The following is a 19817-nucleotide window of genomic DNA, read 5'->3' as shown; positions in this document are numbered from 1 at the left end:
GTGTGGCGCCAATCACTACTCGACCGGCAGACCGAGTCCTCGTGCGATCAGCATCCGCTGCACCTCGGAGGTGCCCTCGCCGATCTCGAGCACCTTGGCGTCGCGGTAGAAGCGCGCGACCGGGTACTCCTCCATGAAGCCGTAGCCGCCGAAGATCTGGGTCGCGATCCGGGTGGCGGTGACGGCCGACTCGGTGGCGTAGAGCTTCGCGACGGCCGCGGCCTGCTTGAAGTCCCTCACGGGGGCGCCCTGCCCGTTCCTCTGGCTGTCCTTCATGGCCGCCGCCTTGTAGGTGAGCAGCCGGCTCGCGTGCAGCATGACCTCGAGGTCGGCGACCTGGAAGGCGACGCCCTGCTTGCGGCCGATCGGGCCACCGAAGGTCTGCCGGTCCCCGGCGTACTCCAGGCTCATGTCGAGGCACGCCTGGATGCAGCCGACGGCGAGCGCCGCGATCGCCACCCGGCCGTCGTCGAGGGTGGCGAGGAACTGCGCATAGCCGCGACCGCGGTCGCCCAGGAGGTTCTCCTCGGGGACCCGCACGTCCTCGAACGAGAGCGGGTGGGTGTCGGAGGCGTGCCAGCCCAGCTTGTCGTAGGCCTTCTCCGCGGTGAAGCCGGGCGTGCCGCTCGGCACGATGATCGCGCTGATCTCGGGCCCGCCGCCCTCCCGCTCTCCGGTGCGGGCGGTGACGGTGACCAGGCTGGTGATGTCGGAGCCGGAGTTGGTGATGAACTGCTTGGCGCCGTTCACGACCCACTCGCCGTTCTCGAGCACGGCCCTGGTCCGGGTGGCGCCCGCGTCGGAGCCCGCGCCGGGCTCGGTGAGGCCGAAGCCCGCGAGGGCGGTGCCGGCCACGAGGTCGGGCAGCCAGGTCTGCCGCTGCTCCGCCGTGCCGTAGGTGAGGATCGGGTTGATGCCGAGGCCGACGGCGGCCTCGAGCGTGATGCCCATCGACTGGTCGACGCGCCCGATCTCCTCGATCGCCACGCACAGGCTGGTGAAGTCGCCGTCCTCGCCGGCGCCGCCGAACTCCTCGGGTGCCGTGAGGCCGAACAGTCCGAGCGCGCCCATCTTCTGCACGACGTCGACCGGGAAGTGGTGATCGCGGTCCCACTGCGCCGCGTGCGGCGCGATCTCCGCCTCGGCGAAGTCGCGGACGGTACGGCGGAACTCCTCGTGCTCGCGGGACAGCTCGTAGGTCATGTCAGGACTGTAGCCCGTCAGGTTAGCGGTTGTTAACCGGCGAGCACGGGGCCGGCGTACCGGGCCCGTGCGGGCTGACGAGACATGGCCCACATCCCGCTGGCACGCTGCTGGCGATACCCTGCCGGGCGGAGATGATCCCCTCGTCGAGCAGGAGTCGCAGGTGCCGGAGAGCAAGCCACTGCAGAAGGTCCTCATCGCGAACCGCGGTGAGATCGCGGTTCGTGTGATCCGGGCGTGCAAGGACGCCGGCATCGGGAGCGTGGCCGTCTACGCCGACCCCGACCGCGACGCGCTGCACGTGCGGCTGGCCGACGAGGCGCACGCGCTGGGCGGCGCCACCCCGGCGGACTCCTACCTCGACATCGCCAAGATCATCGCGGTCGCCGAGAAGTCCGGCGCGGACTCGGTGCACCCGGGCTACGGCTTCCTCGCCGAGAACGCCGACTTCGCCCAGGCCGTCATCGACGCCGGGCTCATCTGGATCGGCCCCCCGCCGGCCGCGATCGAGGCGCTCGGCGACAAGGCCAAGGCCAAGCACATCGCCGACCGGGCGAACGCCCCGCTCGCCCCCGGCACCAAGGACCCGGTCAAGGACGCCGACGAGGTCGTCGCGTTCGCGGAGGAGAACGGCCTGCCGGTCGCGATCAAGGCGGTCTTCGGCGGCGGCGGCCGCGGCCTCAAGGTCGCCCGCACGCTCGAGGAGATCCCCGACGCCTACGAGTCCGCGGTCCGCGAGGCGGTCACGGCGTTCGGCCGCGGCGAGTGCCTCGTGGAGAAGTTCCTCGACAAGCCCCGCCACGTCGAGACCCAGTGCCTGGCCGACCAGCACGGCAACGTGGTCGTGGTCTCCACCCGCGACTGCTCGCTCCAGCGCCGCAACCAGAAGCTGGTCGAGGAGGCGCCCGCGCCGTACCTCTCCGACGCGCAGCTCGCCGAGCTCTACGAGTCCTCCAAGCGGATCCTGAAGGAGGCCGGCTACTACGGCGCCGGCACCTGCGAGTTCCTCGTCGCCCAGGACGGCACGATCTCCTTCCTCGAGGTCAACACCCGCCTCCAGGTCGAACACTGCGTCTCCGAGGAGGTCACCGGCATCGACCTGGTCCGCGAGATGTTCCGCATCGCGGCCGGCGAGGAGCTGGGGTACGGCGACCCGGAGATCCGCGGCCACTCGATCGAGTTCCGCATCAACGCCGAGGACGGCGGCCGCAACTTCATGCCGGCGCCCGGCACGCTGTCGGCCTGGAGCCCGCCCAGCGGCCCGGGCGTCCGCCTCGACGGCGGCTACGAGAACGGCGAGACCATCCCGGGCTCGTTCGACTCCCTCATCGCCAAGCTGATCGTCACCGGCCGCGACCGCACCCAGGCGCTCGAGCGCTCGCGGCGCGCGCTCGACGAGTTCGTCGTCGACGGCATGCCGACGGTCATCCCGTTCCACCGCGCGGTCGTGTCCGACCCGGCGTTCGTCGGCGACGGCGAGAAGTTCGACGTCTACACGCAGTGGATCGAGACCGACTTCGACAACCAGATCCCGCCGTACGCCGGCGACTCGGCCGAGGACCCCCGTGCCGGAGAGGCGGGTGAGCGGCGGTCCGTCGTCGTGGAGGTCGGCGGCAAGCGGCTCGAGGTCGTGCTCCCCGGCGGTCTCGGCGGCCTCGCCGTGGCCGGCGGCGGTGGCGGCGCCCAGAAGCCGAAGCGCGGGGGCGGCAAGAAGGCCGGCGCGGCCGCCAGCGGCGACGCCGTCACCAGCCCGATGCAGGGCACGGTCGTCAAGGTCGTCGTCGAGGAGGGCCAGGAGATCGCCGAGGGCGACACCGTGGTCGTCATCGAGGCGATGAAGATGGAGCAGCCGCTCAAGGCCCACAAGTCCGGCACCGTCACCGGCCTCCAGGCCGAGGTCGGTCAGACCGTCGCCAACGGCGCAGTCATCTGCGAGCTCAAGGACTGACTCGCCGGGCCGTAGATTCGGTCGCATGCAACTTCGCGAGCCCCGCGAGCGGGTCAGCCCGCGCGCCCGCCTCATGTGGGCGCTGGTCGCCGGGATCGAGGGGCTCGTGCTCCTCGTCGTGCTCGCCGTCGTCGGCCCGCTGACCGACTGGCTCCCGCTGGGCTGGTGGGTGGTCGGGCTGGTCGCGCTGCTCGTGGCCGGGTACGTCGCCGTCGTGCCCCGGTGGCGCTACGCCGTGCACCGCTGGGAGGTCACCGGCACCGCCGTCTACACCCAGACCGGCTGGTGGGCCCGCGAGCGGCGGATCGCGCCGATGTCGCGGATCCAGACCGTCGACCACGTCGAGGGCGCGGTCGCGCGGCTCTTCGGCCTGTCCACGGTCACCGTCACGACCGCGTCGGCCGCCGGCGCGCTCGGCATCGAGGGGCTCGACCGCGAGGTCGCCCTGCGCCTGGTCGACGAGCTCACGCTGATGGCCGACAGCGTGCCGGGCGACGCCACGTGAGCGAGTGGCAGCGCCTCGACCCCCGGATGCTGCTCATCCACCCGGTCCGCGAGCTCGTCCGCTTCCTGCCCGCGCTGATCGCCCTCGTCGTCGCCGGTACGGCCTCCGGCGGGCTCGGCGAGCGGTGGCAGCTCGCGGCGGTGGTGGTGCCGGTCGGGCTCGGCGTGCTGCGCTACCTCACCACGGCGTACCGGATCACGCCCGGCCGGATCGAGCTCCGGCGCGGGCTGCTCAACCGGCACGTGCTGTCGGCGCCGCTGGACCGGGTGCGCACCGTCGACATCACCGCGCCGCCGATCCACCGGGTCCTCGGCCTGACCAGCGTGCGCATCGGCACCGGCACCGCGTCGACCGAGGACGACGAGCGGCTCGACCTCGACGGCCTGCCGGCCGATCAGGCGCGGGAGCTGCGGGTCCGGCTGCTGCACGCCGACGCGCCCGCCGAGGGCGCGGCCGAGGAGCGGGCGGTGCTCGAGTTCGACCCCGCGTGGGTGCGCTTCGCTCCCCTGACCAGCGCCGGCCTGGTGATCGCGGCCGGTGTCCTCGGCGTGGCCTCCCAGGTCGCCAACACCGTCGGCGGGCTCGGGCGGCTGCACCCCGAACGGCTCGCCGACGACGCCGCGACCTGGTCGGCGTGGGTCGCGGTCCCGCTGGTGCTCCTCGGCCTGGCGGTCGTCGTCTCCGCCCTCTCCATCGGCGGGTACGTCGTCACGAACTGGGGCTTCCGGCTCACGCACACCGCCGGCGCGTGGCACCTGCGGCGGGGGCTGATCACCACGCGCGAGACCACGATGGACGACGAGCGGGTGCGGGGCGTCTCGGTCGGCGAGCCCCTCGGGCTCCGCGTGGCCGGCGGCGGCCGCGCGAGCGCGATCGTCACCGGCCTCGCGAACGGCCAGTCCACGCTGCTCGTGCCGCCGGCACCCCGGGCGGTCGTCCACCGCGCGGCGGGCGCCGTGCTGCGCACCCCCGGGCCGCTCGACGCGCCGCTGGTCGGCCACGGTCCGCGCGCCCGCAACCGGCGCTACACCCGCGCCGTCGGTCCGGCGCTGGTCCTCGTGCTGGCCGCCGCCCTCGCCGTACCCGCCGGGGCTGCGTGGTGGCTGCCGGTCGCGGTCGCGGTCCTCACCCTCCCGCCCGCGCTCGCCCTGGCCGCCGACCGGGTGCGCGGCCTCGGGCATGCCCTCGTCGGCGGCTACGTCGTCGTCCGCTCCGGCAGCCTCAACCGGCGCCGCGAGGCCCTCGAGACCGACGGTGTCATCGGCTGGAACCTGCGCGCCACCTGGTTCCAGCGGCGCGCCGGGCTCGCCACCCTGGTGGTCACGACGGCCGGCGGGCGCCAGTCGCTCACCGCGCCCGACGTGCCGGAGCCGGTCGCGGTCGCGCTCGCCCACGAGGCCCACCCCGACCTGGTCGGCCAGTTCCTGGCCTGAGCGGTCCGTACCGCTCGGGGCCGGCCCGTCTCGCGGGTGACGACGACCACGCCGCCACCGGCGCGGGACTCATAGGGTGTGGGCATGTTCTCCAAGGTGCTGGTGGCGAACCGCGGCGAGATCGCGATCCGGGCGTTCCGCGCGGCGTACGAGCTCGGCGCGCGCACGGTCGCGGTCTTCCCCTACGAGGACCGGTGGTCCGAGCACCGGTTGAAGGCGGACGAGGCCTACGAGATCGGCGAGCGCGGCCACCCGGTCCGCAGCTACCTCGACCCCGAGGCCATCGTCGCGGTCGCGCTCCGCGCGGGCGCGGACGCGGTCTACCCGGGCTACGGCTTCCTGTCCGAGAACCCCGGCCTCGCGGAGGCGTGCGGGAACGCCGGCATCACGTTCGTGGGCCCGACCGCCGAGGTCCTGACGCTGACCGGCAACAAGGCCCGGGCGATCGCGGCGGCCAAGGCGGCCGGCGTGCCGACCCTGGCGAGCGTGGACCCGTCCACCGACGTCGACGCGCTGCTCGACGCCGCGAGCGACATGCCCTACCCGCTGTTCGTGAAGGCCGTCGCCGGTGGCGGCGGCCGCGGCATGCGGCGCGTCGACGACCCCCGGGACCTGCGCGAGGCCGTCGAGACCTGCATGCGCGAGGCGGAGGGCGCGTTCGGCGACCCGACGGTCTTCATCGAGCAGGCCGTGGTCGATCCGCGGCACATCGAGGTACAGGTCCTCGCCGACGGCGAGGGCAACGTCATCCACCTGTTCGAGCGCGACTGCTCGGTCCAGCGGCGGCACCAGAAGGTCGTCGAGATCGCGCCGGCGCCGAACCTCGACCCCGAGCTGCGCGACCGGATGTGCGCCGACGCCGTGCGGTTCGCGCGGGAGATCGGCTACCGGAACGCCGGCACCGTCGAGTTCCTGCTCGACCCCGACGGCAACTACGTCTTCATCGAGATGAACCCGCGGATCCAGGTCGAGCACACGGTGACCGAGGAGGTCACCGACGTCGACCTCGTGCAGTCCCAGATGCGCATCGCCTCCGGCGAGACCCTCGCGGACCTCGGGCTCTCCCAGGACACCGTCCAGCTGCGCGGGTCCGCGCTCCAGTGCCGGATCACCACCGAGGACCCGGCCAACGGCTTCCGCCCCGACACCGGCGTGATCACCACCTACCGCTCCCCCGGCGGCGGCGGCGTGCGCGTCGACGGCGGCACGACCTACACCGGCGCCGAGGTGTCCGCACACTTCGACTCGATGCTGGCCAAGCTCACCTGTCGCGGCCGCACCTTCGACAAGGCCGTCGAGAAGGCCCGGCGCGCGGTCGCCGAGTTCCGCATCCGCGGCGTCTCCACGAACATCCCGTTCCTCCAGGCGGTGCTGGCGGACCCGGACTTCGCGGCCGGCCGGGTGACGACCTCGTTCATCGAGACCCACCCCCAGCTGCTCCAGGCGCGCGGGTCGGGCGACCGGGGCAGCAAGCTGCTCAACTACCTCGCCGACGTCACCGTCAACCAGCCCCACGGCGCCGCCCCGGTCAGCATCGACCCGGCGACCAAGCTGCCCGAGGTGAACCTCGAGGTCCCCGCGCCCGACGGGTCGCGCCAGCTGCTGCTCGAGGTCGGGCCGGAGGAGTTCGCGCGCCGGCTGCGCGCGCAGAAGGACGTCGCCGTCACCGACACGACCTTCCGCGACGCGCACCAGTCGCTGCTCGCGACCCGCGTCCGGACGCGCGACCTGCTCTCGGTCGCCGGTCACGTCGCGCGCACCACGCCGCAGCTGTGGTCGCTCGAGGCGTGGGGCGGGGCGACGTACGACGTCGCGCTCCGGTTCCTCGCCGAGGACCCGTGGGAGCGGCTCGCGGCGCTGCGCCAGGCCGTGCCGAACATCTGCCTCCAGATGCTGCTGCGCGGCCGCAACACCGTCGGCTACACGCCGTACCCGACGGCGGTGACCGACGCGTTCGTCGAGGAGGCCGCGGCCACCGGCATCGACGTGTTCCGCATCTTCGACGCGCTCAACGACGTCGAGCAGATGCGGCCGGCGATCGAGGCCGTCCGCGGGACCGGCACGTCGGTCGCGGAGGTCGCGCTCTGCTACACCGGCGACCTGTCGAACCCCGACGAGACGCTCTACACGCTCGACTACTACCTGAAGCTGGCCGAGCGGATCGTCGACGCCGGCGCGCACGTGCTGGCGATCAAGGACATGGCCGGGCTGCTGCGCGTGCCGGCCGCGATCACGCTGGTCACGGCGCTGCGCGAGAACTTCGACCTCCCGGTGCACCTCCACACCCACGACACCCCGGGTGGCCAGCTCGCGACGCTGCTCGCGGCGATCGGCGCCGGCGTCGACGCCGTCGACGCCGCGACCGCCTCGATGGCCGGCACCACCTCGCAGCCGCCCCTGTCGGCCCTGGTCTCCGCGACCGACCACGGTCCGCGCGAGACCGGCCTCGACCTGGCGGCGATCTGTGCGCTGGAGCCCTACTGGGAGGCGACCCGGCGGGTCTACGCGCCGTTCGAGTCCGGTCTGCCCGCGCCGACCGGCCGCGTCTACCGCCACGAGATCCCGGGCGGCCAGCTCTCCAACCTCCGCCAGCAGGCGATCGCGCTGGGCCTCGGCGAGAAGTTCGAGCAGATCGAGGACATGTACGCCGCCGCCAACGACATCCTCGGCAACGTGGTCAAGGTGACCCCGTCGTCGAAGGTCGTCGGCGACCTCGCACTGCACCTCGTCGCCGTCGGCGCCGACCCGGCGGAGTTCGCCGAGAACCCGGGCACGTTCGACATCCCCGACTCGGTCATCGGCTTCCTCAACGGGGAGCTCGGCGACCCGCCGGGCGGCTGGCCCGAGCCGTTCCGGACCCGCGCGCTCGAGGGCCGCACGCACAAGCCGCCGGCCGAGACGCTGACCGACGAGCAGCAGGAGGGTCTGGCGGGCAGCCCCGGCCAGACCAGCCCGACGCGCCGCCGGATGCTCAACGAGCTGCTGTTCCCCGGCCCCACGAAGGAGTTCAGCGAGTCGCGGGCGACCTACGGCGACCTGTCCGTCGTCCCGACCCTGGAGTACCTCTACGGCCTGCGCCAGGGCGTCGAGCACGAGGTCGAGATCGAGGAGGGCAAGACGCTCATCCTCGGCCTCCAGGCGATCAGCGACGCCGACGAGCGTGGCATCCGCACGGTGCTCGCGACGATCAACGGCCAGCTGCGCCCGGTCAACGTGCGCGACCGCAGCATCGCCTCCGAGGTCGCCGCCGCCGAGAAGGCCGACACCTCGAAGCCCGGCCAGGTCGCCGCGCCGTTCCAGGGCGTGGTGACGATCGTGGTCGAGGAGGGCCAGCAGGTCGCCGCCGGCGACACGGTCGCCACGATCGAGGCGATGAAGATGGAGGCCGCGATCACCGCACCGGTCGCCGGCACCGTGGAGCGGCTCGCGCTCTCGAGCACCCAGGCCGTCGAGGGCGGCGACCTGGTCCTGGTGCTGTCCTGAGCAGCCACGACCACGGCGGCCCGGTGGTCGCCGGGATCGTGGCCGCGATCGTCGGCTTCAGCAGCTCGTTCGTCGTCGTCCTCGCCGGGCTCGTCGCGGTCGGCGCGAGCTCCGCGGAGGCGGCGTCCGGGCTGCTCGCGCTGTGCGTGGTCCAGGCGCTGGGCATGGTGTGGCTCAGCGTGCGGCACCGGACGCCGGTCTCGCTGGCCTGGTCGACGCCGGGTGCGGCGCTGCTCATCACGACCGGCACCGTCGAGGGTGGCTGGCCGGCGGCGGTCGGCGCGTTCACGGTCACCGCCCTCCTGATCCTGCTGACCGCGCTGCTGCCCTGGCTCGGCGACGTGATCGCACGGATCCCCACCTCGCTCGCCCGCGCGATGCTCGCCGGCGTCCTCCTGCCGATCTGCCTGCAGCCCGTCCTGGGCGTCGTCGACTCCCCGCTCCTGGTCGGTCCGGTCGTGCTCGCGTGGCTGGTGATGCACCGGATCTCGCGGCGCTGGGCCGTGCCCGCGTCGCTGGCCGTCGCGCTCGTCGTCGTGCTCGTCGAAGCCGGCTCCTCGGTCGACGGGTCCGACCTGCTGCCGACGATGACCTGGACGACGCCCTCGTGGACGGTCCCGGCGGTCGTGAGCATCGCGGTGCCGCTCTACATCGTCACCATGGCCTCCCAGAACGTGCCGGGCGTCGCGGTGATGTCCAGCTTCGGCTACACCGTGCCGTGGCGGGAGTCGATCGGCGTCACCGGCCTCGGCACCCTCCTCGGCGCGCCCTTCGGCGGCCACGCGATGAACCTCGCCGCGATCACCGCGGCCATGACCGCCGGCCCGACGGCCGGCCCCGACCGCGACCGCCGGTGGATCGCCACGACCAGCGCGGCGGCGACGTACGTCGTGCTCGCGCTCGCCGCGTCCGCGCTGGCCGCGCTCGTCGCCGCCGCACCGGGCGACGTGATCCCGGCGGCCGCGGGCCTGGCGCTGATCGGCACCTTCGGCACGGCTCTCGCCGGAGCGCTCGCCGAGGAGGGCGAGCGGGAGGCCGCAGCGGTCTGCTTCCTCGTCGCCGCCTCGGGCATCACGGTGCTCGGCATCGGTGCGGCGTTCTGGGCGCTGATCGCCGGGCTCGTCATGCGGCCGGTGCTGCGCGCCGTCAGCGCACGCTGAACGTCACCCAGGTCGACCGCAGGCCCAGCGCGGACCGGAAGGTGTCGCCCGACACCTGGACGCGGCCACCCGTGCCGCGCAGCGTGAGCGTCGCGACCCGGCCGCCCCACTGGCCGTTGCCGTCGCGGCGGTTGACGACGATCCGGCGCAGGTCGCCGATGCGCGGCCAGGCGCGCTCGATGGTCTCGTCGGCCACCGTCGTCTGCCAGGTGTGCACCGGGTTGCCCGACCAGCCGTCGTAGGGGTCCTTCTGCGCCGGCAGGTAGGGCATCGACCCGGCCGAGGTCCAGCCGCCGCTGCTCGACGCGAACTGGCTGAACGCCGGCTGGCCGCCGCTCAGCAGCACCTGCCGCCGGGTCGCGACGACGGCCGCGTTCGAGGACGGGTGCTCGGCGGCGTACCCGCCGTAGACCTGGCACGAGACGGTGTCGCACAGCTGGTACGCCGAGGTCTTGGGGTGGCGGCGCTCGAAGGCCGCGTAGGTGCGGGCCGCCACCGCCTGCGCGCGCACCGCGTGCGGGCTCCAGGACGCGGGGATCTCGAGCGGGACCACGCCCTTGAGGTAGCTGTCGAGGGCGAGGTCGTTGACCGTCACCCGGTCGCCGCCGACGACGCCGATCCGCAGCTGGCCCCGGTAGGCCCGGATGCCGGACGGCGTGACGAGCTCGATCGGCTTGCCCCGGGCGGCGAACTCCCCCTGCCCCTCGAGCTCGCGCCAGGGCTTCCAGCGGCCGCCGGCCTTGTAGGACACCCGGTTGACGCCGTCGGCGCCGACCGCCACCCGCCAGTAGCGGGCGCCGACGTCGGGCAGCTCGACCCGCTTCGTGCCGGCCGTGTCGCGCACGGTGAGGCCGGGGCGGGGCACCACGACCAGGTCGTCGGTGGTGTCCGCGCTGATCATCACCGTGACTCGGCCCTTGGCGGTCCCCCACCTGGTGCCCGGGTAGTAGAACTCGGCGATCTGCCGGTAGGTCAGCCCCTGCCGCGCGGCGCCCTCGGCGCCGTACTGGGACATGCCGTGGCCGTGGCCGTAGCCGCGGCCCTTGACGACGATCGTCGCGTCCGCGGGGACGCTCACCGAGTCGGCGGCGTGCGCAGGCGCGGACACCAGCATGAGGGCGGCTGCCAGGACGAGCGGAAGGACGCGCATCGGTCAGAGTCTAGGTCAGTGGACCTGGATGGCCAGCCACGCCGACTGGAGGCCGAGCCGCTGGTAGAACGCGTCGCCGCTCATCGTCGCCTCGTCGACGGTGCCGGTCAGCGTGACGCTGCCGACCCGGCCGCCCCACTCCCCGGCCCCGTTGCGGTCGGCGAGCTCGATGCTGGTCAGGTCGCCGATCCCGGGCCAGGTGGCCTCGATCTCGGCGTCGCTGAAGTCGACCGGCCCCCACCGGTCGGCGTCCCAGGGGTCCTCCCGGGCGGTGAGGTACGGCGCGTCCCCGGCCGCCGTCCAGCCGCCGTTGCTGGCCGTGAACTCGGTGAACGCGGGCTCGCCGGCGTACGTTAGGATCTCGCGGGCGGTGGCCGCGACGGCCTGGTCCGAGGCCGGCCACTCCGCGTCGACCCCGAGGTAGTGCTGGTCGCCGGGCGTGTCGTCGAGGTCGTAGGGCCGGTCCTGCCGCGTGGACCGCTTGAGGGCCGCGTAGCTGCGAGCGGCGACCGCCTGGGCGCGCTGCGCCTGCCGCGGCACCACCGACGCCTTGATCTCGGCCGGGACCACGCCGCGGAGGTAGGACTCCAGCGGCAGCACGTTGACGGCCATCCGGTGGCCCGGGCGGGAGGGCACCGAGCGGACGGAGCCCCGGTAGCGCGCCGGGCCGGTCTGGGTGTCGAGGGTGAGCGGCTTGCCCCGGGCGGCGAACGCGAGGGTGCCGGCGACGGAGCGGTACTGGTGCCAGCCCTGCTGCCGGTACTGGAGGATCGTCCGGGCGTCGCCCCTCGGGACGGCCCGCCAGCGCTGGGCGCGCGGCTTCGCCTTGGTCAGGTTCCAGCTCTTGCTGCCCGCCCGCGCCACGAGGCCGCGCTGCGCGCGCACCTGGACCGTGTTGTCGAGGTCGCCCTTGCTGAGGAAGATCCGCACCTGCCCGGTGGCCGTGCCCCGGGCGGTGCCGGGGTAGTAGAACCTGAGGATGCCCCGGTAGCCGACGCCTTCCTCGGCGGCGTTCGACGCGCCGAGCTGTGACATCCCGCGGCCGTGGCCGTGGCCGCGGCCGTCGATGGTGATCGTGGCGCCGTCCGGTACGGCGACCGGGTCGTCGGCGAACGTGGGCCCCGCCGTGGCGAGGAGGACGGTGGCGGTGGTCGTGGCGGTGAGAGCAGCGAGCCGGCCGTGCATGAGGCCTCCCGAGAGGTCAGATGTGGTGCAGGCGTCGAGCGGCCTCGGCGATCGAGCCGCTCATCGACGGGTACACCGTAAACGCCTGGGCAAGCTGGTCGGCCGTGAGCGACTCCGCGACCGCGATCGAGACCGGGTGGATCAGCTCGCTGGCCCGGGGCCCGACCACCACGCCGCCGACCACGATGCCGGTGCCCGGGCGGCACAGCAGCTTCACGAAGCCGTCGCGGACGCCCTGCATCTTCGCGCGCGGGTTCCCCGACAGCGGGAGCATCACGACCTCGGCCTGCATCTCGCCGGCGTCGACGGCCTGCTGCGACCAGCCGACGGTGGCGATCTCGGGCGCGGTGAAGACGTTGGAAGAGACCTTCCTCAGGTCGAGGGGGTGCACGGTGTCGCCGAGGAAGTGCCACATGGCGATCCGGCCCTGCATGGCCGCCACGCTGGCGAGCATGAGGACGCCGGTGCAGTCGCCGGCGGCGTACACCCCTCGGGCGGAGGTCCGCGAGACCCGGTCGACGTTGACGAAGCCGCCGTCCTTGAGGACGACGCCGGCCTCCTCGAGCCCCATGTCGTCGGTGTTGGGCACCGAGCCCAGCGCGAGGACGCAGTGCGAGCCCTGGACCGTGCGGCCGTCGGTGAGGGTCACCGTGACGACGTCGCCGTCGCGGGTGACCGACTCCATGCGTGACTTCGAGAGCACGTTCATGCCGCGGCGGGTGAGGACGTCCTCCAGCACCTTGGCGGCGTCGGCGTCCTCGCCGGGCAGCACGCGATCGCGGCTGGAGACCAGCGTGACCGGGATGCCGAGGTTGAGGTAGGCGCTGGCGAACTCGGCTCCGGTGACGCCGGAGCCGACCACGATCAGCTCGGTCGGCACCTCGGTGAGGTCGTAGACCTGCTCCCAGGTGAGGATCCGCTCACCGTCCGGCTGTGCCGACGGCAGGGTGCGGGGGGCGGCGCCGGTCGCGATGAGCACGGCGTCGGCGCGCAGGATCTGCTCCGAGCCGTCCTCGAGCTGGGCGACCACGCGGTCCGGGCCGGCCAGGCTGCCCCGGCCCTTGACCAGCGTGACCCCGTCGCGGGTGAGCCGGCGCTCGATGTCGCCGGACTGGTCGGCCGCGAGCGCCTTCACCCGCGCGTTGACCCGGGCGAGGTCCACCCGGATGCCGGTCGCGGCGTCGCCCTCGGCGTCGTGGAAGTTCACGCCGAGCTCGACCGACGTCGAGAGCTCGCTCATCACCTCGGCGGTGGCGATGAGGGTCTTGCTCGGCACGCAGTCGGTGAGGACCGCGGAGCCGCCGACGCCGTCGCTGTCGACGACCGTGACCTGGGCGCCGAGCTGAGCGGCGACGTGGGCGGCCTCGTAGCCGCCCGGGCCACCGCCGATGATGACGACTCGCTCGGTCATGGTCACAGGTTGATCATGTGGCCGGCGATGCCCTCGACGGCTTCCTTCATCGCCTCCGACAGCGTCGGGTGGGCGAAGATGTTCCGGGCCACCTCGTCGGCGGTGAGGTCCCACTGCTGGGCCAGCGTCAGCGCCGGCAGCAGCTCGGTCACCTCCGGGCCGATCATGTGGGCGCCGACGATCTCGTTGTACTCGGCGTCCGCGACGATCTTCACGAAGCCGACGCCCTCGGCCATGCCCCGGGCCTTGCCGTTGGCCGAGAACGGGAACGTCGCCACCTTGACGTCGTACCCCTTCTCCTTGGCCTGGGCCTCGGAGTAGCCGAACGACGCGATCTGCGGCTGGCAGAACGTCGCCCGCGGGATCATGTCGAAGTTGATCTCGACGGTCTCGGCGCCGGCGATCGTCTCGGCGGCCACGACGCCCATCGCCTCGGCGGTGTGGGCGAGCATGAGCTTGCCGGTCACGTCGCCGATCGCGTAGATGTTCTCGACGTTGGTGCGGCCGCGGGCGTCGACCTCGATCGCGCCGCGGTCGGAGACCTTCACGCCGGCGTTCTCCAGGCCGTAGCCCTCGACGCGCGGCGCGAAGCCGAACGCCGCGAGCATCCGGTCGGCCTCGAGGACCTCGCTGCTGCCGTCCGTGCTGACGGTGACCTTGACGCCGGAGCCGGTGTCCTCGACGTTCTCGACCTTGGTCGAGAGGAGGACCTTCACGCCCAGCTTCTTGTACTGCTTGAGGAGCTCCTTGGAGACGTCCGCGTCCTCGGTCGGGACCATCCGGTCCAGGAACTCCACGATGGTGACGTCGACCCCGAAGTTGGCGAGGACGTAGGCGAACTCGACGCCGATCGCGCCCGAGCCGCCGATGATGACGCTCTTCGGGAGGTCACTGTCGAGGATCTGCTCCTCGTAGGTGACGACGTTCGCGCTCTTGCTCATGCCCGGCAGCATCCGCACCTTGGCGCCGGTGCCGATGATCAGGTTGTCGAAGGTGTAGGTGGTCTTCTGACCGTCCTTGTCGACCTCGATCTCGGTCGGGGACTTGATCGTCCCCCAGCCGTCGATCTCCTGGATCTTGTTCTTCTTCATCAGGTAGTGGACGCCCTTCGCGCTGGCCTCGGCGACGCCGCGCGAGCGCTTGTGCGTCGTACCGAAGTCCATGGACGCGTCGCCGCTGATCCCGAAGGTGTCCTTCTCCTTCGTGATGATGTGGGCGATCTCGGCGTTGCGGAGCAGGGCCTTGCTCGGGATGCACCCGACGTTGAGGCAGACACCACCCCAGTACTTCTCCTCGACGACGGCGACCGTCTGGCCGAGCTGCGCGGCGCGGATGGCGGCGACGTAGCCGCCGGGGCCGGCACCGAGGACGAGGACGTTGAAGTGCGTGGTCACGGTGGTCAGCCTACTGGCGTGACGCAGCGCACTCTCAATGGGTGCTTTAGTCTTCCGGCGTGACGTTGTACGCCGCCTACGGGACGAACCTCGACCCGGCGCGCATGGGCGAGCGGTGCCCCCACTCCCCTCTCTCGACGACGGGCTGGGTGCAGGGCTGGCGGCTCACCTTCGGCGGCGAGGAGCACGGCTGGGACGGCGCCCTGTCGACGATCGTCGAGGACCCGATCGACCAGGTCTTCGTCGCCGTCTACGACGTCACTCGCGAGGACGAGTCAGCCCTGGACGCGTGGGAGGGCGCCGACCTCGGCCTCTACCGCAAGACCCGCGTCCGCGTCGCGACCATGACCGGCTCCGTCGTCGCCTGGACCTACGTCCTCGACGCCTACGAGGGCGGCCTGCCCTCCGCGTCGTACCTCGGCATCCTCGCCGACGCCGCCGAGGCCGCCGACGCCCCCGCCGACTACGTGGCCGCCCTCCGGCGCCGCCCCTGCCGCTCGACCGGGCTGTAGCCGGGGATCCCAACCGCACCAGCGCCCCGCACGAATCGTCCGACACCCGACGCGAGCACTAGAGTCCGGCGGGTGAACGAGCCCAGCCCGTACGAACTCGCCCAGCAGGCCGCCGACGCCCTGGCCGAGCTCACCGGCGTCGCGCAGCACGACGTCGCCCTGGTCCTCGGCTCGGGCTGGCTGCCGGCCGTCGACGCCCTCGGCGAGCCGACCGCGGAGATCAGCACCACCGACCTCCCGGGCTTCAGCGCCGCGGCCGTCGCGGGCCACAGCGGCAAGATCCGCTCCATCCGCGCGGGCGACAAGAACCTGCTGGTCTTCCTCAGCCGCACGCACTACTACGAGGGCAAGGGCGTCGCGGCCGTCGTCCACGGGGTGCGTACGGCGGGCCGGGCGGGCTGCCACGCGATCGTGCTCACCAACGGGTGCGGTGGGCTCAGGGAGACGTGGACGCCGGGCACCCCGGTCCTCATCTCCGACCACATCAACCTCACCGGCAAGAGCCCCATCGTGGGCGCGAACTTCGTCGACCTCACCGACCTCTACAGCCCGCGCCTGCGGAGCCTCTGCAAGGAGGTCGACGCGAGCCTCGACGAGGGGGTCTACGTGCAGTTCCCGGGCCCGCACTACGAGACCCCGGCGGAGGTGCGGATGGCCGGGATCCTCGGCGGCCACCTGGTCGGCATGAGCACGACGCTGGAGGCGATCGCGGCCCGCGAGGCCGGCATGGAGGTGCTCGGCATCAGCCTGGTGACCAACCTCGCCGCCGGCATCAGCGACCAGCCGCTCAACCACGAAGAGGTCCTCGAGGCCGGCCGCGCCGCCGCGTCGCGCATGGGTGACCTGCTCGGCCGGATCGTCCCCCGCATCTAGCGGACGCCGCTCGATAGCCTTCGCCTCGTGAAGGTTCTCGTCACCGGCGCCGCCGGCAGCATCGGACGCGTCGTCACCGTCGGCCTGGCCGACCGGGGGCACACCGTCGTCGGGCTCGACCGGGTGCCGCAGCCCGACGGTGCGGACATGTCCTGGTACACCGCCGACTGCGCGGACGCCGACGCGGTCGCCGCGGTCTTCGACGAGGAGTCCTTCGACGCGGTCGTGCACCTGGCCGGCCACCCGGACGAGGCCAGCCTCCCCGACTCGCTGACCTCGCACGTCATCACGACCGCGGCCCTGCTCGACGCGATGGTCGAGCACGACGTGCGCCGCTTCGTCTACGCCGGCTCCAACCACGCCGTCGGCCGCACCCCGCGCGCCGGCGTGCCCGACGGGATGCTCGGCGTCGACACCCGCCCGCGCCCCGACACGTTCTACGGCGTCGGCAAGGTCGCCGCCGAGGCCGTGATGAGCCTGTACGCAGACCGCTACGGCATCGACGCGGTCTCCTGCCGGATCGGGTCGTTCCTCGAGCGGCCGGAGTCGGTGCGCCACCTCTCGACCTGGCTCTCGCACGACGACTGCGTGCGCATGGTCGAGGCGGCGATCACCGCGACCGCGCCGGGCTACGCCGTCCTCTACGGCATCTCGAACAACACGCGTGCGTGGTGGGACCTCGCGCCGGGCCGCGCACTGGGCTACGAGCCGCTCGACGCCGCCGAGGAGTTCGCCGGCCAGGTCGGGCCGAGCGTCGACGACCAGGCGCACGGAGCCCACGTCGGCGGACCGTTCGCCACGGCGTCGTTCGAGCGGCCGGCGCGCTCGACCGCGGCTGACTGGAGGCATCCGGAGCCCTTGCCGCGATGGGCGACCGCTACGGCGACATGTCGACGATCGACGCCTGACGACCCAGCCCGACGACGCAGCCCTGCATCATCCGGTGGTGGTTCCACCGGAGGACCGGACGCGCGACCGAAGACGCGACGCCCAGCAGGCCACCGGCGGTGACCTGCTGGGCGAGGTCGAGACGGGTGCCGCCCTGCTCCGGCGCGAGCCTGAAGCAGACGGACCCGGACAGGTCGCCCGACACCGCCACCTCGAGCCGGTCGGGCGAGCGGTCGACGGCGTGCAGGACGAGGTCGAGGGTGTAGGGCAGCACCGAGCGGCAGAGCACCCGCGCGTCGTCCGGCCCGAGCGAGGCGACCGCGCGCACCTGGGGCCACCAGTCGGGGTAGTGCTCGAGGTCGACCAGCACCGCGTGCACGTCCCCTGGGGGCGCGGCGAGGTGCCAGGACCCGGAGAACGCGTAGTGGGCGGCCACCCTCGTATCGTGCCCTCCATGACCGAACTCCTCACCAGCGCGCGGGCCTGGGCCGCCGACGACCCGGACCCGCAGACCCGAGCCGAGCTCGAGTCCGCGATCGCGGCGGTCGAGGCCGGCGGGTCCGACGAGGACCTCGCCGATCGCTTCGCCGGCACCCTCGAGTTCGGCACCGCTGGCCTGCGCGGCGCCCTCGGCGCCGGGCCCAACCGGATGAACCGCGTCGTCGTCACCCGCGCGGCGGCCGGCCTGGCGGCGTACCTGAAGGACACCGGCCACGTGCGCGGCTCGGTCGTCATCGGGTACGACGCCCGCCACAACTCCGACGTCTTCGCCCGCGACACCGCCGAGGTCATGACGGGCGCCGGCCTGACGGCGTACGTGCTCCCCCGACCACTGCCCACGCCCGTGCTGGCGTTCGCGATCCGCGAGCTCGGCTGCGCCGCCGGCGTGATGGTGACCGCGAGCCACAACCCGCCGCGGGACAACGGCTACAAGGTCTACCTCGGCGACGGCAGCCAGATCGTGCCGCCCGCCGACAGCGAGATCGCGGCGCGGATCGCGGCGGTCGGCCCCGTCGCGGACGTGCCCCGCGGCTCGTCCGGGAAGGTCCTCGACGAGGAGATCGTCGACCGCTACCTCGACACGGTCGCGGACCTCGCCGTCGACGGCCCGCGCGACCTCGCCCTCGTCTACACGCCGCTGCACGGCGTCGGCGGCACCACGGTGCAGCGGGTGCTGGAGGCGGCCGGCTTCCGCGACCCCGCGGTCGTCGAGCAGCAGGAGCAGCCGGACCCGGAGTTCCCGACCGTCGCGTTCCCCAACCCCGAGGAGCCGGGGGCGATGGACCTCGCGATGGCGCTCGCCGACGAGCGCCGCGTGGACCTGGTGGTCGCCAACGACCCGGACGCCGACCGCTGCGCCGCCGCCGTACCCGGCCCGCACGGGTGGCGGATGCTCAGCGGCGACGAGGTCGGCGCGCTGCTCGCGCACACCCTGCTGAGCCGCGGCAAGCCCGGCACCTACGCGTGCAGCATCGTGTCGTCCTCGCTGCTCGGGAAGATGGCGGCCGCCGCCGGCCGGCCGTACGCCGAGACGCTGACCGGCTTCAAGTGGATCAGCAAGGTCGACGACCTCGCCTTCGGCTACGAGGAGGCGCTGGGCTACTGCGTCGACCCCGAGCACGTGAAGGACAAGGACGGCGTCTCCGCGCTGCTGCTGCTCTGCGAGCTCGCGGCCGCGCTCAAGGCCGAGGGCCGCACGCTCGTCGACGTGCTCGACGACCTCGCCGTCGAGCACGGGCTGCACGCCACCGACCAGCTCTCGGTCCGCGTCACCGACCTCGGCGAGATCGCGGCCGCGATGGAGCGCCTGCGCACCTCTCCGCCCACCGCCCTCGGCGACCTCGCGGTCGAGGAGGTGGACGACCTCTCCCTCGGCAGCCCCGACCTCCCCCCGACCGACGGCCTGCGCTACCGCCTCGCGGGCGGTGCCCGCGTGATCGTCCGCCCGAGCGGCACCGAGCCCAAGCTCAAGTGCTACCTCGAGGTCGTCGTCCCGGTGCACCCCGAGGACGGCGTCGACGCGGCCCGCATCGCCGCGGTCGGCCGCCTCGATGCGCTGCGGGACGGCATCAAGGCCGCCGCCGGCATCTGAGGCGCAGCCTCTAGAGGACCAGCAGCCAGACCAGCCAGGCGCCGACGAGCGCGACGCAGCCGGCGATCTCGGGCCACGCCCAGGTGCGGCGGGACACGGCGTCGGTGGGGCCGAAGCGCTCCCGGTCCTCCTTGGCCAGCTGGGCGATCCGCTCCTCGACGTACACCTGGTAGGTGTCGGCGGCGGTGGGGACGGTCTTGCCGCGGGCGCTGCGGCGCTTGGCCTTCACCATCTGGCGGGCGGTGTAGCCGACGGCGGGCGAGGTGTGGCGCTTGCCGTTCGCGCTGATCGAGACGATCTGCGAGACCGCGACGCGGTCGATGGTGCCGAGCGGGATCTCGTCGGTGTGGAACATGCCGCGCAGCACCAGTGTGCGCTCGGTCGCCCAGATCGCCGGGCGCAGCATCGCGCACCAGATGAGCAGCATCCCGAGCGCGGCCAGGAGGGCCACACCGAGCGGTCGCCCGGCCTCCCAGGGGAGTACGGCGAGCACGAGGATGCCCGCCGTCGCGGCGAGCGCGATGTACCCGCTGACGAGTCCGCTGGTCGCGTGGAACCGTTCCGCTGCGGCGGGTGCCAT

At 73.1% G+C, this 19817-nt stretch carries 15 protein-coding genes and 1 pseudogene; 9 read left to right on the top strand and 7 right to left on the bottom strand.

Annotated elements, in window-relative coordinates; genetic code table 11:
• Positions 1-15: 15 nt before the first annotated feature.
• Positions 16-1203 (bottom strand): acyl-CoA dehydrogenase family protein, encoded by a 1188-nt coding sequence (locus ACYQ0U_RS01015; protein WP_459968467.1) that lies wholly within the window; start codon positions 1201-1203, stop codon positions 16-18.
• Positions 1204-1366: 163 nt separating this feature from the next.
• Here ACYQ0U_RS01015 and ACYQ0U_RS01010 point away from each other — a divergent pair, with 163 nt between their 5' ends.
• From ACYQ0U_RS01010 to ACYQ0U_RS00990, 5 genes are all read left to right on the top strand, one after another.
• On the top strand, positions 1367-3151 hold the full coding sequence (locus tag ACYQ0U_RS01010) for an acetyl/propionyl/methylcrotonyl-CoA carboxylase subunit alpha (RefSeq protein WP_459968464.1): 1785 nt from the start codon (positions 1367-1369) through the stop codon (positions 3149-3151).
• Positions 3152-3176: 25 nt separating this feature from the next.
• Positions 3177-3656, top strand: coding sequence for a PH domain-containing protein (locus ACYQ0U_RS01005; protein WP_459968462.1), 480 nt, complete (start codon positions 3177-3179; stop codon positions 3654-3656).
• Complete coding sequence (locus ACYQ0U_RS01000) at positions 3653-5089, top strand: PH domain-containing protein (protein WP_459968460.1); 1437 nt, start codon at positions 3653-3655, stop codon at positions 5087-5089. Before ACYQ0U_RS01005 ends, ACYQ0U_RS01000 begins: the two co-directional genes overlap by 4 nt.
• 84 nt (positions 5090-5173) lie before the next feature.
• Positions 5174-8572, top strand: a complete 3399-nt coding sequence (locus ACYQ0U_RS00995) for a pyruvate carboxylase (protein WP_459968458.1) — start codon at positions 5174-5176, stop codon at positions 8570-8572.
• Positions 8573-8595: 23 nt separating this feature from the next.
• The gene (locus ACYQ0U_RS00990) at positions 8596-9732 is read left to right on the top strand and encodes a benzoate/H(+) symporter BenE family transporter (RefSeq protein WP_459968456.1); all 1137 of its coding nucleotides are present in this window, start codon (positions 8596-8598) and stop codon (positions 9730-9732) included.
• Here ACYQ0U_RS00990 and ACYQ0U_RS00985 read toward each other — a convergent pair.
• The 4 genes from ACYQ0U_RS00985 to lpdA are packed head-to-tail and all read right to left on the bottom strand — an operon-like array spanning position 9719 to position 14872.
• Complete coding sequence (locus tag ACYQ0U_RS00985) at positions 9719-10882, bottom strand: SpoIID/LytB domain-containing protein (protein WP_459968454.1); 1164 nt, start codon at positions 10880-10882, stop codon at positions 9719-9721. The two genes, ACYQ0U_RS00990 and ACYQ0U_RS00985, sit on opposite strands and share 14 nt — an antisense overlap.
• Before the next feature lie 15 nt (positions 10883-10897).
• Entirely contained in the window at positions 10898-12067 is a 1170-nt protein-coding gene (locus ACYQ0U_RS00980; protein ID WP_459968451.1) for a SpoIID/LytB domain-containing protein, read from the bottom strand.
• Between the two features lie 16 nt (positions 12068-12083).
• The gene (locus tag ACYQ0U_RS00975; protein ID WP_459968448.1) at positions 12084-13478 is read right to left on the bottom strand and encodes an NAD(P)H-quinone dehydrogenase; all 1395 of its coding nucleotides are present in this window, start codon (positions 13476-13478) and stop codon (positions 12084-12086) included.
• A 2-nt stretch (positions 13479-13480) separates the two neighbouring features.
• A complete protein-coding gene (gene lpdA, locus ACYQ0U_RS00970; RefSeq protein WP_459968446.1) occupies positions 13481-14872 on the bottom strand; it encodes a dihydrolipoyl dehydrogenase in 1392 nt (463 codons plus the stop codon).
• A 59-nt stretch (positions 14873-14931) separates the two neighbouring features.
• On the opposite strand from lpdA, the gene ACYQ0U_RS00965 reads away from it, so the two are divergent.
• The 3 genes and pseudogenes from ACYQ0U_RS00965 to ACYQ0U_RS00955 all read left to right on the top strand — a co-directional run.
• The gene (locus ACYQ0U_RS00965; RefSeq protein WP_459968444.1) at positions 14932-15384 is read left to right on the top strand and encodes a gamma-glutamylcyclotransferase; all 453 of its coding nucleotides are present in this window, start codon (positions 14932-14934) and stop codon (positions 15382-15384) included.
• Positions 15385-15456: 72 nt separating this feature from the next.
• Positions 15457-16257 (top strand): purine-nucleoside phosphorylase, encoded by an 801-nt coding sequence (locus ACYQ0U_RS00960; protein ID WP_459968441.1) that lies wholly within the window; start codon positions 15457-15459, stop codon positions 16255-16257.
• Positions 16258-16284: 27 nt separating this feature from the next.
• A pseudogene (locus tag ACYQ0U_RS00955) lies at positions 16285-16773 on the top strand (NAD-dependent epimerase/dehydratase family protein); the annotation flags it as partial.
• A 361-nt stretch (positions 16774-17134) separates the two neighbouring features.
• Here the strand turns inward: ACYQ0U_RS00955 and ACYQ0U_RS00950 are convergent.
• Positions 17135-17581 carry an SRPBCC family protein gene (locus tag ACYQ0U_RS00950; RefSeq protein ID WP_459968439.1) on the bottom strand — a complete coding sequence of 149 codons (447 nt, stop codon included), beginning with the start codon at positions 17579-17581 and terminating at the stop codon, positions 17135-17137.
• Between the two features lie 18 nt (positions 17582-17599).
• Here ACYQ0U_RS00950 and ACYQ0U_RS00945 point away from each other — a divergent pair, with 18 nt between their 5' ends.
• Entirely contained in the window at positions 17600-19237 is a 1638-nt protein-coding gene (locus ACYQ0U_RS00945) for a phospho-sugar mutase (RefSeq protein WP_459968436.1), read from the top strand.
• A gap of 10 nt (positions 19238-19247) precedes the next feature.
• Here the strand turns inward: ACYQ0U_RS00945 and ACYQ0U_RS00940 are convergent, their stop codons facing one another.
• Entirely contained in the window at positions 19248-19817 is a 570-nt protein-coding gene (locus ACYQ0U_RS00940) for a hypothetical protein (protein ID WP_459968434.1), read from the bottom strand.

The sequence above is a fragment of the Nocardioides pyridinolyticus genome (genome assembly GCF_054653575.1).
Note: the sequence above shows the minus strand (reverse complement) of the source record. Positions and strands in the feature narration are given on the sequence as shown.

Bases quoted from the DNA above. Each gene is read 5' to 3' on its own strand.
- ACYQ0U_RS00945 (WP_459968436.1), top strand. From the start codon at position 17,600: ATGACCGAACTCCTCACCAGCGCGCGGGCCTGGGCCGCCGACGACCCG.
- ACYQ0U_RS01015 (WP_459968467.1), bottom strand. From the start codon at position 1,203: ATGACCTACGAGCTGTCCCGCGAGCACGAGGAGTTCCGCCGTACCGTC.
- ACYQ0U_RS00980 (WP_459968451.1), bottom strand. From the start codon at position 12,067: ATGCACGGCCGGCTCGCTGCTCTCACCGCCACGACCACCGCCACCGTC.
- ACYQ0U_RS00985 (WP_459968454.1), bottom strand. From the start codon at position 10,882: ATGCGCGTCCTTCCGCTCGTCCTGGCAGCCGCCCTCATGCTGGTGTCC.
- ACYQ0U_RS01005 (WP_459968462.1), top strand. From the start codon at position 3,177: ATGCAACTTCGCGAGCCCCGCGAGCGGGTCAGCCCGCGCGCCCGCCTC.
- ACYQ0U_RS00975 (WP_459968448.1), bottom strand. From the start codon at position 13,478: ATGACCGAGCGAGTCGTCATCATCGGCGGTGGCCCGGGCGGCTACGAG.
- ACYQ0U_RS00995 (WP_459968458.1), top strand. From the start codon at position 5,174: ATGTTCTCCAAGGTGCTGGTGGCGAACCGCGGCGAGATCGCGATCCGG.
- ACYQ0U_RS00940 (WP_459968434.1), bottom strand. From the start codon at position 19,817: ATGGCACCCGCCGCAGCGGAACGGTTCCACGCGACCAGCGGACTCGTC.